The organism is Pseudomonas sp. CFBP13508, from assembly GCF_005233515.1.
Classification (GTDB): Bacteria; Pseudomonadota; Gammaproteobacteria; order Pseudomonadales; family Pseudomonadaceae; genus Aquipseudomonas; species Aquipseudomonas mercuritolerans.
On the sequence record NZ_QFZZ01000003.1, the window covers coordinates 13,706 to 26,721 of the forward strand.

Below are 13,016 nucleotides of genomic sequence, written 5' to 3' on the forward strand. Positions count from 1 at the left end.
TGGAATGCAATCCTCTGTGGGAGCGAGCCTGCTCGCGAATGAGGTCGACTCGGTCAGTCGAGGGTCGACCCGCTGATCGGCACACCACGTTCCGGGAAGAACAGGCGCTGCAATTCAATGCCCGGATTTTCCGCGCGCATGAACGCTTCGCCGACCAGGAACGAGTACACATCGCTGATTTCCATCAGCTCGACGTCGGCACGATTGAGGATGCCGCTTTCGGTGATCACCAGGCGATCGCGCGGGATGCGCGGCAGCAGGTCGAGGGTGGTTTCCAGGCTGACGTCAAAGGTGTGCAGGTTGCGGTTGTTGACCCCGACCAGCGGCGTGTCGAGAGTCTTAAGCGCACGCTCAAGTTCGTCACCGTCGTGCACTTCCACCAAGACGTCGAGACCGACGCCTTTGGCCACGGCGGCCAGCTCGGCCATTTTCACGTCGTCCAGTGCGGAGACGATCAACAGCACGCAATCAGCGCCCAGCGCGCGGGCCTCAACGATCTGGTACGGATCGATCATGAAATCCTTGCGGATCACCGGCAATTTGCAGGCGGCGCGCGCCTGTTGCAGATAGGCATCGGCGCCCTGGAAGTAATCGATGTCGGTCAGCACCGACAGACACGTGGCCCCGCCCTTCTCGTAGCTCTTGGCGATGTCGGCCGGCACAAAGTCTTCGCGGATCACGCCTTTGCTCGGCGAAGCCTTTTTGATTTCGGCGATCACGGCCGGTTGTTTCTTCTTCGCTTGCGCCAGCAACGCCTGGGCAAAACCACGGGGTGCATCGGCCGCCTTGGCCAGACTTTCCAGCTCGCTCAGGCTGACCCGGGCGCTGCGCTCGGCGACTTCCTCAACCTTGCGCGCCAGAATGTTTTCCAGAACCGTCGGTACACTCATCCTTCATTCTCCACTTTGAATACCGCGGTAAAGGCACCCAGCTCCTCGAGCTTTTCCCGAGCGAGGCCGGTGTGCAGCGCGTCGTGCGCCAGCTCCACACCTTGTTTCAGACTGCTTGCCAGGTCGGCGGCGTACAGCGCCGCACCGGCATTGAGCACAATCATCTCGGCAGCTTTCTGGCCGTTTTCGGTTTTGCGCTTGCCCAGGGCGTCACGGATCAGCGCCAGCGACGCTTCCGGGCCTTCGACGGACAGGCCGTGCAGGCTCTGACTCTTCATGCCGAGGTCTTCCGGTTCGACCCAATACTCAGTGATTTCGTTGTTCTTCAGCTCGGCAACAAAGGTCGGCGCGGCGAGGCTGAACTCATCCAGACCGTCCTTCGAATGCACGACCAGCACGTGTTTGCTGCCCAGTCTTTGCAAGACTTCGGCCAATGGCCGGCACAGCGTCTGAGTGAATACGCCGACGACCTGATGTTTCACACCGGCCGGATTCGTAAGCGGGCCGAGCATGTTGAACAGCGTGCGCAGGCCGAGTTCGCGGCGCGGGCCGGCGGCGTACTTCATGGCTTTGTGGTGGGTCTGGGCGAACATGAAACCGATGCCGACGTTGTCGATGCAGCGCGCGACCTGCACCGGGGTCAGGTTCAGATAAATGCCGGCCGCTTCCAGCAGATCGGCACTGCCGCTCTTGCCGGACACTGCGCGGTTGCCGTGTTTGGCCACGGTGCAACCGGCCGCTGCGACAACAAAGGAAGACGCGGTCGATACGTTGAAGATGTTCGCACCGTCACCGCCGGTGCCTACCACATCGACTACGCCGTCGAGGGTTTTCAGCTCGACCTGATCGGCCAGCTCGCGCATCACCGACACCGCGCCGACGATTTCGTCGATGCTCTCGCTCTTCATGCGCATGGCCATCATGAACGCGCCGATCTGCGCTTCGGTGCACTGGCCGGTCATGATCTCGCGCATCACATCGCGCATTTCATCGGTGCTGAGGTCGAGGTGTTCGACGATACGGCTGAGGGCTGTCTTGATATTCATGGGAAGTCCTTAGCGCGTGCCGCCGGTTTGTTTGAGGAAATTGGCAAACAGTTCATGACCCTGCTCGGTGAGGATCGACTCGGGGTGGAACTGTACGCCCTCGATGTTCAGGGTCTTGTGACGCAGCCCCATGATCTCGTCGACCGAGCCGTCGTCGTGCTGGGTCCACGCGGTCAGCTCGAGGCAATCGGGCAGGCTGTCGTGCTTGACGATCAGCGAGTGATAACGGGTAACGGTGAGCGGATGATTGAGGCCGGCAAACACGCCCTTGTCCTCGTGGAATACCGGGCTAGTCTTACCGTGCATGACTTGGCGGGCACGCACCACATCACCGCCGAAGGCCTGGCCGATGGACTGGTGGCCGAGGCAAACGCCGAGGATCGGCAGTTTGCCGGCGAAGTGCTTGATCGCGTCGATGGAAACGCCCGCCTCGGTGGGCGTGCACGGCCCGGGGGAAACCACGATGCGCTCGGGATTCAGCGCTTCGATTTCGGCGATGGTCAGTTCGTCGTTGCGCACCACTTTGACCTCGGCACCCAGCTCGCCGAGGTATTGCACAACGTTGTAGGTAAAGGAGTCGTAGTTGTCGATCATCAGCAACATGGCGTTTCGAACCTCTTGAATTCTGACTTGATGACAGCCTTCAGATGACTTGCCCGCAGGGCGCTGCGCGATGTCGGACGCGCACAGGGCGCCAGCACAGCGGCATTTCAAACAGACAAGGAAGGCAAAGCGATACAGATCCGGCGGAGCCGGCAGAGAAGATTCAGGCGCGCCAACGCCAGCGGGCGTGTGCCTTGATGACTTGATCCAGAAGTTTGCTGGTGATCAACACGGGGAAGGTCTCGTTCATACGTTCCGGCACAGTAACTTAGCTGGGCGGAGCGTGCAATATGGCGGGGCCTGCGGGTTATAAAACGGCAGAGGGATTCACGACCGATGGCAAAATGCCGAAAGTTTTTGGTACTGTCGTTTCGTTCACCTACAACAATAAATAAACGGACTTGCTCATGATCAGACCGACGTTGTTTGTACCGCTGGCCAGCTGCCTTCTCGCACTCGCCTGCGCCCAGGCCAATGCAGCGCCCAATCCTTATTCCAGTTTCATCGTCTTCGGTGACAGCCTCAACGATGCCGGCACTTTCGCCGACAGTGGCGGCCCGGCGGGCTCCACCGAGCGCTACACCAACCGCACCGGGCCGGTGTATCAGGATGGCAGCGGCGAAGTTTTTTCATTGAATTCCACCCAGTTGCTCGGCGGCCGCCTGGGCTTTTCGCCCGACCAGACAGCCTCTTCCAGCTCCGCAGTGCGCGCGGAAAACGGCCAGCCCGACGGCAACAACTGGGCGGTCGGTGGTTATCGCACCGACCAGATTCTCGACTCGATCACCACCCAATCGGCCACCGGCGAACGCACCCGTGCCGGATACCTGCCGTCGAACGGCTTCCGCGCCGACCCGAATGCGCTGTATTACATTTCCGGTGGCGGCAACGACTTCCTCCAGGGCCGCATTCTCAGCCTACCTCAGGCCAACGCCGCAGCCGATCGATTGGCCGACAGCGTTCAGACCCTGCAGACCGCTGGCGCCAAATACGTGATGGTCTGGCTGCTGCCCGACGTGGGCCTGACACCGGCCCTCAATGGCACGCCGCTGCAAGCGTTCAGCAGCACCCTCGCCAACCAGTTCAACAGTCAGTTGGTGACGCGCCTGCAAGGCATCAACGCTGAAGTCATTCCGCTGAACATTCCGGTGCTGCTCTCGGAAGTCTTCGCCGACCCGGGGCGCTTTGGCCTGGCTACCGACCAGAACCTCACCGCGACTTGCTTCAGTGGCAATAGCTGCACGGAAAACGCCCGCTACGGGATCAACAGTGCCACGCCGGATCCGACCAAGCTGATCTACAACGATGGCGTACACCCGACCGAATCCGGGCAAAAACTGATCGCCGATTACGCCTATTCGCTGTTGGCTGCGCCGTGGGAATTGAGCCTGCTACCTGAAATGGCCCACGGCACCGTGCGTGCGCATCAGGATGAATTACGCAACCAATGGCAGGCAGACTGGGAGAACTGGCAAGCGGTCGGCCAATGGCGTGCGATTGTCTCGGCCGGCGGACAGCGTCTGGATGTCGACAGCCAAAGCAGCGGCGCCAGCGCCGATGGCAGCGGTTACAACCTCAACGTCGGCGGCAGCTATCGCCTGAACGAGGCCTGGCGCGTTGGCGTGGCGGCCGGTTTGTACCGGCAGAATCTCGAGGCCGGGCACAACGATTCCGACTACAAACTCAACAGCTACATGGCCACCGCGTTTGCCCAGTTCCAGCAGAACCGCTGGTGGGCCGACGCGGCGTTGACCGGCGGCAAACTCGACTACGACAACCTCAAGCGCAAGTTCGACCTCGGCGCCAGCGAGGGCGCAGAGAAAGGCGATACCGACGGCAGCCTGTGGGCGTTCAGCACGCGCCTGGGCTATGACATTGCGCAACCGGGCAGCCAATGGCATCTGTCGCCGTTCGTCAGCGCCGATTACGCCAGTGTCGATGTCGACGGTTACTCGGAAAAGAGCAACCGTGCCACGGCGCTGACCTTCGATGACCAGAGCCGCGATTCGAAACGTCTGGGCTTGGGCATCCAGGGCAAGTACAACTTCACCGCGCAAACCCAGGTGTATGGCGAATACGCGCATGAGCGTGAGTACGAAGATGACGTGCAGAAGGTCAACATCGCCCTCAACACCCTGCCGGCCAATGACTTCACCCTTGAAGGCTATACACCGGCAAGTCACCTGAACCGCTTGAGCCTGGGCGTCAGTCACAAGCTGACGGCGGATCTGGCGCTGCGTGGCGGTTATACCTTCCGCAAGGATGATGACTTCAAGCAGCAGGGATTGAATGTCGGGGTTGTGCTGGATTTCTGAGTCGTAGATGCAAAAAAGCGGCGCCTGTCAGGGCGCCGCTTTTTTTATGCCTCAACACAAAACCCAATGTGGGAGCGAGCCTGCTCGCGAAAGCGCTGGGTCAGTCAATATCAAAGGTGACTGACACACCCTCTTCGCGAGCAGGCTCGCTCCCACACGGGAAATTGCGTGGCTCAGGCGTCGGGGGTTTGCTCAGCCAAGGCCACGGCGCGGAACATCGCGCGGCGTTTGTTCAGGGTTTCTTCCCATTCCAGCGCCGGCACCGAGTCGGCGACGATGCCGCCGCCGGCCTGCACGTGCAGCTCGCCGTTCTTGATCACCGCCGTGCGAATGGCAATGGCGGTGTCCATGTTGCCGTTCCAGGCGAAGTAACCGACCGCGCCGCCGTACACACCACGCTTGACCGGCTCGAGTTCGTCGATGATTTCCATCGCGCGAATCTTCGGTGCGCCCGACAAGGTACCCGCCGGCAGAATCGCCCGCAGTGCGTCCATCGCGGTCAGGCCAGACTTCAACTGGCCGGTGACGTTGGAAACGATGTGCATCACGTTGGAATAACGTTCGATGACCATTTTCTCGGTGAGCTTCACCGAACCGATTTCCGAAACGCGCCCGGTATCGTTGCGGCCCAGATCGATCAGCATCAAGTGCTCGGCGATCTCCTTGTCATCCGAAAGCAGATCCTGCTCCAGCGCCACATCGGCTTCTTCGGTGGCGCCGCGTGGGCGCGTGCCGGCAATCGGGCGCACGGTGATCAGGTTGTCTTCGACGCGCACCAGCACTTCCGGCGAACTGCCGACGACGTGGAAATCGCCGAAGTTGAAGAAGTACATGTACGGCGTCGGGTTGAAGCAACGCAGTGCGCGATACAGATCGATCGGCGCAGCCTTGAAGTCGATCGACATGCGCTGCGACGGCACCACCTGCATGCAGTCGCCGGCGAGGATATATTCCTTGATGGTGTCGACGGCTTTTTCGTAATCGTCCTGGGTGAAACTGGAACGAAACACCGGATCGGCCGATTGCTGTTTGCTGAAATCCAGGCCACGACGCGGGGTGATCGGCTGACGCAGTTGCTCGAGCAGTTCCTGCAAACGCGCCTGACCTTGCTCGAAGGCATCGGCCTGCGCAGGGTCGGCGAGGACAATCGCGTGCATCTTGCCGGCCAGGTTGTCGAACACCACCACGGCGTCGGAAACCATCAGCAGAATGTCCGGCACGCCCAGCGGATCCGGGTTCGGGCATTTGCCCAGACGCTTCTCGACATAGCGCACACAGTCGTAACCGAAGTAACCGACCAGTCCACCGTTGAAGCGCGGCAAGCCGGCGATGGTCGGCACGTTGTAGCGCGCTTTGAAGGTTTCAACGAAGGCCAGCGGGTCTTCGACGTCATGGCTTTCGGTCTCGACGCCATCGACGGTGATGCTGACGTGATGATCATGAACCCGCAGCACGGTGCGGCACGGCAAGCCGATGATCGAATAACGGCCCCATTTCTCGCCGCCCTGCACCGACTCGAGCAGGTAGGAGTTGGGCTGGTCGGCCAGTTTCAGGTAGATCGACAGCGGCGTGTCGAAGTCGGCCAAGGTTTCGCAAGCCAACGGGATGCGGTTATAGCCGTCAGCGGCCAGACGCAGGAATTCTTCGCGATTCATAAGGTGCCTCGTGGTGTGAGGTGCAATCAGTCAGGTATGCAAACGCGCCGGCACGGCCGGCCAGAATCAGTCAGGCGCGCCAACGCCAGCGGGCCAGGGCCTTGATGACTTTCATCCAGAGTTTGCGGGTGACCACCACGATGGCGTTTCCAGAAGGGGGTTGAACAGCGTCGGGCAACGTTATCCCACCGGCCAGATCCAGGCAACCGGGAATTAGTTTGCGCAAATCGTCGATCACCAGTGCTGGCGATTCCTCGGCAATCGGCCGGCCATGGTTGTAGCCATAACTCAGCGCGACACACTTGACCCCCGCTGCTTTCGCCGCCTGCACATCGCTGCGCGAGTCGCCGACGAACAACGATTGCGAGGCCGGAATGTTGGCCATTTTCATCACGAAAAACAGCGCCGCCGGGTCAGGCTTCTTCTGCGGCAGGGTATCGCCGCCGATGATCCACTTGAAGTAGCGGCCGATCTTCATCTGATCGAGCAGAGGCGCGACGAAGCGCTCGGGCTTGTTGGTGATCAGCGCCATGGCCACGCCTTGCTTGTGCAGCCACTTGAGCGTGTCGCGCACACCGGGATAGACCACGGTCAGCTCATGGCTGGCGCCGTACGCCTCCATGAAAATCTCCAGTGCGCGCTCGGCTTCGGCGTCATCCACCGCCGAATGATCGATGCTACCGGCCAAGGCCCGACGCACCAGCACCGGCGCGCCATTGCCGACCCATTCGCGCACCGCTTCGATACCCGCCGGCGGACGGCCGAGGGAGAGCAGCATGGTGTCCACCGCCGCTGCCAGGTCGGGAACCGAATCGATCAGCGTGCCATCCAGATCGAACATCACCAACCGTGGCAACTGCCCCGGGAACAACTGCTCAAAACCGCTCATGGGCGCGCCAGTGCCAGTTCGGAACGCATCTTGTCGATGACTTCCTGATAGTTCGGCGCATTGAAGATGGCCGAGCCGGCGACGAAGGTGTCAGCGCCAGCAGCGGCAATTTCGCGGATGTTGTTGACGTTGACGCCGCCGTCGATTTCCAGACGGATGTCGCGACCCGAAGCGTCGATGATGGCGCGCGCTTCACGCAATTTGTCGAGGGTGCCGGGAATGAACTTCTGCCCGCCGAAGCCCGGGTTGACGCTCATCAGCAGGACCATGTCGACCTTGTCGATCACGTACTTGAGCACGTCCAGCGGAGTCGCCGGGTTGAACACCAGACCGGACTTGCAACCGCCTTCACGGATCAGTTGCAGCGAGCGATCGACGTGCAGCGTGGCTTCCGGGTGGAAGGTGATGTAAGTCGCGCCGGCTTCGATGAAGTCGCCGACGATGCGGTCCACCGGGCTGACCATCAGGTGCGCGTCGATCGGTGCGGTGACGCCGTACTTGCGCAGTGCCGCGCAGACCATCGGGCCGATCGTCAGGTTCGGTACGTAGTGGTTGTCCATGACATCGAAGTGGACGAAATCGGCGCCGGCGGCGAGAACGTTGTCCACTTCCTCGCCGAGGCGGGCGAAGTCGGCGGAGAGGATCGACGGAGCAATTACGAAGGGCTGCATGACGCACCTGTGCTGAGCTAAATCACGATGGCGCGCATTGTATACCTCAAGTTTCCACGCGCGCACCGGGACCGCGATGATTGGGTTGTGCCATGAGCGCTCAGCGACCGCGCCTCAGTAAGCCGCGCGGTAGATCTTCTCGATGTCGCCGGCGCTGAGTTTGCGCGGATTGTTGCGCATCAGCCGCTCGATGCCGGCGGCCTCCACGGCCATCGCCGGAATCGCTTCCTCCGGCACGCCGAAACTGCGCAACCCGGCGGGAATTTCCACCGCCGCGCACAACTCGGTCATGGCCTGTACGGCTTTGTCCGCCGCTTCGCTGGCGCTCAGATGAGCGGTCTTCACGCCCATGGCTTCGGCAATATCCTGCATGCGTTCGACGCAGGCCATTTTGTTCCAGGTCATCACATAGGGCAGCAACAAGGCGTTGCTGACACCGTGGGCAATGTTGAAGCGACCGCCCAGCGGATACGCCAACGCATGCACCGCACCGACCCCGGCGTTACCGAACGCCATGCCGGCCATGAGGCTGGCGGTGGCCATGTCTTCACGCGCTTGCAGGTTGCCGCCGTTGGCGTAGGCCTTGGGCAGAGCTTTGGCGATCAGCTTGATTGCGCCGATGGCGAGGGAGTCGGTGATCGGCGAGGCGTTCACCGACAGATAGGATTCGATAGCGTGCACCAGTGCATCGACACCACTGGCTGCGGTAACGCTGCGCGGACAGGTCAGGGTCATTTGCGGGCTGACCAGCGCCACATCCGGCAACAGATAGTCGCTGACGATGCCTTTCTTCAACTGCGCGACCTTGTCCGAGAGGATCGCCACGTTGGTGACTTCAGAGCCGGTGCCGGCGGTGGTCGGAATGGCGATCAGCGGCGGGCCCTTGCGCGGTACCTGATCGACGCCGAACAGATCTTCCAGCGCACCGTGGTAGCCGGCGTAGGCGGCGACACTCTTGGCAATGTCAATGGCGCTGCCACCGCCAAGGCCGATCAAGCCGTCATGCCCGCCTTCGCGATAGGCGCGCATGCAGTCTTCGACGATGGCGATTTCCGGATCGGGCAGCACACGGTCGAAAATCTCGTATTCGCGCCCGCCGAGTTGCACCAGCGCCAGCTCGACGGTGCCGGACTTGACCAGCGCAGCGTCGGTGACGATCAACGGGTTGTCGATGTCGAGGCGGGTGAGTTCGGCGGCCAGTTGTTCGATGGCTGCGGCGCCGGTGATCAGTTTATGAGCGATTTTGAACTGGGACAGACTCATGGTGCGCAGCCTCTTATAGATGTGGGAGCTGGGCACAAGATTAGCTGGGGATTTGGGGTTGTCTGCTATTCAGGTCATGAATGACCAAAAGCAAAAGCCCCTCACCCTAGCCCTCTCCCAAAGGGAGAGGGGACTGACCGAGTTGTTTGGGAGAAGTACACCGACTTGCGATACCAAGTCGAACTCAGGCTTTGAAAAGCCCAACGTTCTGCTCCCTTTCCCCCTCGCCCCCCTGGGGGAGAGGGCTGGGGTGAGGGGGTAAGCTTTTGATCTGGCCCTTAAACCTGAGCAGTCCGCAGTTTTTCGCTGCGGCCACGTAGCCATTCCAGGGTCAGCAGCAGGATCACGGAGAAAGCAATTAGCAAAGTAGCCGCCGCTGCAATCGTCGGGCTAAGGTTTTCGCGAATCCCGCTGAACATCTGCCGAGGCAATGTCGCCTGCTCAGGCCCGGCAAGAAACAGCGTCACCACCACTTCATCGAAAGAAGTGGCAAAGGCAAACAGCGCCCCGGAAATCACTCCCGGCGCAATCAGCGGCAAGGTCACCCGGCGGAACGCTGTCAGTGGTGAAGCACCGAGACTCGCAGCAGCACGCACCAGGTTGTGATTAAACCCCTGCAACGTCGCCGACACGGTGATGATCACAAACGGCACACCCAATACAGCATGCACGACGATCAGCGAGAAGAAGCTGTTACCCAGCCCCAGCGGTGCGAAGAACAGATAACTCGCCACGCCGATGATCACCACCGGCACCACCATCGGCGAGATCACCAGCGCCATCACCAGCGACTTGCCCGGGAAGTCGCCGCGGGTCAGGCCGATCGCCGCCAGCGTGCCGAAGATCATCGCCAGCACGGTCGCGGCCGGGGCGACGATGATGCTGTTCTTCAGCGCGCGCATCCATTCCGCCGAGGCGAAGAAGTCGTGGTACCACTGCAGTGAGAAACCTTGCAGCGGATAAACCAGAAAACTTCCCGAGTTGAACGACAGCGGCACGATCACCAGTACCGGCAGGATCAGGAACAACAGGATCAGGCCGCAGAGGATCCGCAGGCTGTAGAACCACACCCGTTCGATGGGCGACATGTAAGGACTCAGCATCGCAAATTCCCCTTAGCTCAGGCGCAGGCGACTGGCGCCGACCAGCCAGCTGTAGATCAGATAAAGCACAACGGTCGCCAGCAACAGCAGCCCGCCGAGCGCAGTGGCCATGCCCCAGTTGATGCTGGTGTTGGTGTAGAAGGCGACGAAGTAGCTGACCATTTGGTCGTTCGGGCTGCCGAGCAGCGCCGGGGTGATGTAGTAGCCGATGGCGAGGATGAACACCAACAGGCAGCCGGCGCCGACACCCGCGTAGGTCTGCGGGAAGTACACCCGCCAGAAGCTGGCGAACGGATGGCAACCGAGGGAAATCGCCGCGCGCATGTAGGTCGGCGAGATGCCTTTCATCACGCTGTAGATCGGCAGAATCATGAACGGCAGCAGTATGTGCACCATCGAGATGTACACGCCGGTGCGGTTGAACACCAGTTCCAGCGGTTTATCGATGATGCCCATGGCCAACAGCGCACTGTTGATCAGACCGCCGGATTGCAGCAGCACGATCCACGCTGCAACCCGCACCAGAATCGAGGTCCAGAATGGCAACAGCACCAGAATCATAAGCAGGTTGCTCTGCCGCGAAGGCAGGTTCGCCAGCAGATAAGCCAGTGGATAAGCGAGCAACAGGCAGATCACGGTGATTACCAGGCCCATCCAGAACGTGCGGGCGAAGATGTCGAGGTAGATCGCTTGATCCGGGGTGGCCGGGGCCAGTTCGCCGAGATCATCGATACGGTGATCGACCGCCGCCAGCAGGTAATACGGAGTGATGCTGCTGGTGTTGCGTTTCACCGCTTGCCAATAAGCCGGGTCGCCCCAGCGTTCGTCTAGCGCTTCCAGCGCTTCTTTATAAGAAGCCGGTTCGCTGGCGAACGGCAGCGCCCGGGCGGTTTTGGTCAGCAGGCTGCGGTAGCCGGCCAACTCCATGTTCAAGCGCTTGGACAGATCGCCCAGCGTCTGGTTTTTGCGGGCTTCGGCGAGGTCTTCGCTGGCCGCCTTGTACACCGGCTCGGCGGGCAGACCACGGCCGTCCCAACTGGCGATGGCAGTGACAGTGCGCGGCATACCGCCAACCACTTCCGGGTTGCCGACGCTTTTATAGAGCAGCGCCACGATGGGCACCAGAAACACCAGCAGCAGAAACAGCACCAGCGGCGCAATCAGCGCCTGGGCTTTCCAGCGGTTGACCCGCTCGGCGTGCTTGAGCTTCTGCTTCAAGGTGGGGCTGGCGCCCTCGTTCAGGGGAACGGCGATGGCCATGACGTACTCCGCAAATCTTTGATCGTTACAGAGGTGGCGAACCACCTCTGTTGCGTTGAAACACTGCTACCTGTGGGAGCGAGCCTTCCTGTGGCAGCGAGCCTTTGTGGCGAGGGGATTTATCCCCGTTCGGCTGCGCAGCAGTCGTAAAACCTGAGAATGCGGTTTACCTGACCCACCGAGCGGGTATGGCTTCGGGGCTGCTTCGCAACCCAACGGGGATAAATCCCCTCGCCACAAAAGCGCCCTTGCCATCTCCATACAGGTAAAACAGTGGTTATTTCGCCGCCCAGGAATTGAAGCGCTGTTCCAGTTGCTCGCCGTTATCAGCCCAGAAGCTGACGTCGATCTGCACCTGGTTGGCGATGTTTTCCGGGGTGGTCGGCATGTCTTTCAGGACATCCTTGGCCAGCAGCGGTACGGCTTGGGTGTTGGCCGGGCCGTAGGCGATGTTTTCCGAGTAGGTCTTCTGCTGCTGCGGCTGCACCGAGAAGGCGATGAATTTCTTCGCCGCTTCCGCGCGTTTCGCATCCAGACCTTTCGGGATGGCCCAGGCGTCGAAGTCGTAGATGCCGCCGTTCCATACCACTTTCAGGTTGGATTCTTTCTGCACCGCCGCAATGCGACCGTTGTACGCCGAGCTCATCACCACGTCACCGGAAGCGAGGTATTGCGGCGGTTGTGCGCCGGCTTCCCACCACTGAATGCTTGGCTTGAGCTCATCGAGTTTCTTGAAGGCGCGATCCTGGCCGCCCTTGCTCGCCAGCTCTTTGTAGACGTCTTTCGGCGCAACACCGTCGGCCATCAAAGCGAATTCGAGGGTGTACTTGGCGCCTTTGCGCAGGCCGCGCTTGCCCGGGAATTTCTTCGTGTCCCAGAAATCCGCCCAACTGGTCGGTGCGGTTTTCAGCTTGTCAGCGTTGTAAGCCAGTACGGTCGACCAGACGAAGAAACCTACGCCGCACGGCTGAATGGCGCCTTTGACGTAGTCTTCGGTTTTGCCGAACAGCGCCGGGTCGAGTTGCTCGAACATGTCTTCGTCGCAACCACGGGACAGCTCCGGCGATTCAACTTCGACCAGATCCCACGACACACTCTTGGTGTCGACCATGGCTTTGACCTTGGCCATCTCGCCGTTGTATTCCCCGGCAACGATCTTGCCGTTACCCGCCGCTTCCCACGGTGCATAGAAGGCTTTGACTTGCGCCGCCTTGTTCGCCCCGCCAAACGACACCACGGTCAAGTCCGGGCCGGCGGCCATTGCGCCGGTCGCACCCATCAGGCCCAGAGTCAGGGCGGTGAACTTCAGGGATCTCAACAT

General features: G+C 60.9%; 11 protein-coding genes. 1 reads left to right on the plus strand and 10 read right to left on the minus strand.

Features of this window, described 5'->3' with window-relative positions:
• Positions 1–53: 53 nt before the first annotated feature.
• From trpC to PspCFBP13508_RS08490, 3 genes are read right to left on the minus strand one after another with little or no spacing between them, the layout of a single operon-like run.
• Positions 54–890: an indole-3-glycerol phosphate synthase TrpC gene (gene trpC / locus PspCFBP13508_RS08480; protein WP_041476681.1), complete on the minus strand. Its 837-nt coding sequence runs from the start codon at positions 888–890 to the stop codon at positions 54–56.
• Positions 887–1,936 (minus strand): anthranilate phosphoribosyltransferase, encoded by a 1,050-nt coding sequence (gene trpD, locus PspCFBP13508_RS08485; protein WP_016772917.1) that lies wholly within the window; start codon positions 1,934–1,936, stop codon positions 887–889. Before trpD ends, trpC begins: the two co-directional genes overlap by 4 nt.
• Before the next feature lie 9 nt (positions 1,937–1,945).
• Positions 1,946–2,539, minus strand: a complete 594-nt coding sequence (locus tag PspCFBP13508_RS08490) for an aminodeoxychorismate/anthranilate synthase component II (protein WP_041476683.1) — start codon at positions 2,537–2,539, stop codon at positions 1,946–1,948.
• 407 nt (positions 2,540–2,946) lie between these two features.
• Here PspCFBP13508_RS08490 and estP point away from each other — a divergent pair, with 407 nt between their 5' ends.
• Positions 2,947–4,854, plus strand: coding sequence for an esterase EstP (gene estP, locus PspCFBP13508_RS08495; protein ID WP_137214197.1), 1,908 nt, complete (start codon positions 2,947–2,949; stop codon positions 4,852–4,854).
• A 173-nt stretch (positions 4,855–5,027) separates the two neighbouring features.
• Here estP and trpE read toward each other — a convergent pair whose 3' ends face one another.
• From trpE to PspCFBP13508_RS08530, 7 genes are all read right to left on the minus strand, one after another.
• Positions 5,028–6,509 (minus strand): anthranilate synthase component I, encoded by a 1,482-nt coding sequence (gene trpE, locus PspCFBP13508_RS08500; protein WP_122612453.1) that lies wholly within the window; start codon positions 6,507–6,509, stop codon positions 5,028–5,030.
• A gap of 70 nt (positions 6,510–6,579) precedes the next feature.
• Positions 6,580–7,398, minus strand: coding sequence for a phosphoglycolate phosphatase (locus PspCFBP13508_RS08505; RefSeq protein ID WP_101160848.1), 819 nt, complete (start codon positions 7,396–7,398; stop codon positions 6,580–6,582).
• Positions 7,395–8,069: a ribulose-phosphate 3-epimerase gene (gene rpe, locus PspCFBP13508_RS08510; protein WP_007918813.1), complete on the minus strand. Its 675-nt coding sequence runs from the start codon at positions 8,067–8,069 to the stop codon at positions 7,395–7,397. Before rpe ends, PspCFBP13508_RS08505 begins: the two co-directional genes overlap by 4 nt.
• Before the next feature lie 114 nt (positions 8,070–8,183).
• A complete protein-coding gene (locus PspCFBP13508_RS08515; protein ID WP_137214198.1) occupies positions 8,184–9,332 on the minus strand; it encodes an iron-containing alcohol dehydrogenase in 1,149 nt (382 codons plus the stop codon).
• 278 nt (positions 9,333–9,610) lie between these two features.
• Positions 9,611–10,435 (minus strand): ABC transporter permease, encoded by an 825-nt coding sequence (locus PspCFBP13508_RS08520; protein ID WP_093097808.1) that lies wholly within the window; start codon positions 10,433–10,435, stop codon positions 9,611–9,613.
• A gap of 12 nt (positions 10,436–10,447) precedes the next feature.
• On the minus strand, positions 10,448–11,695 hold the full coding sequence (locus tag PspCFBP13508_RS08525) for an ABC transporter permease (protein ID WP_016772908.1): 1,248 nt from the start codon (positions 11,693–11,695) through the stop codon (positions 10,448–10,450).
• 277 nt (positions 11,696–11,972) lie between these two features.
• Positions 11,973–13,016 (minus strand): ABC transporter substrate-binding protein, encoded by a 1,044-nt coding sequence (locus PspCFBP13508_RS08530; protein ID WP_016772907.1) that lies wholly within the window; start codon positions 13,014–13,016, stop codon positions 11,973–11,975.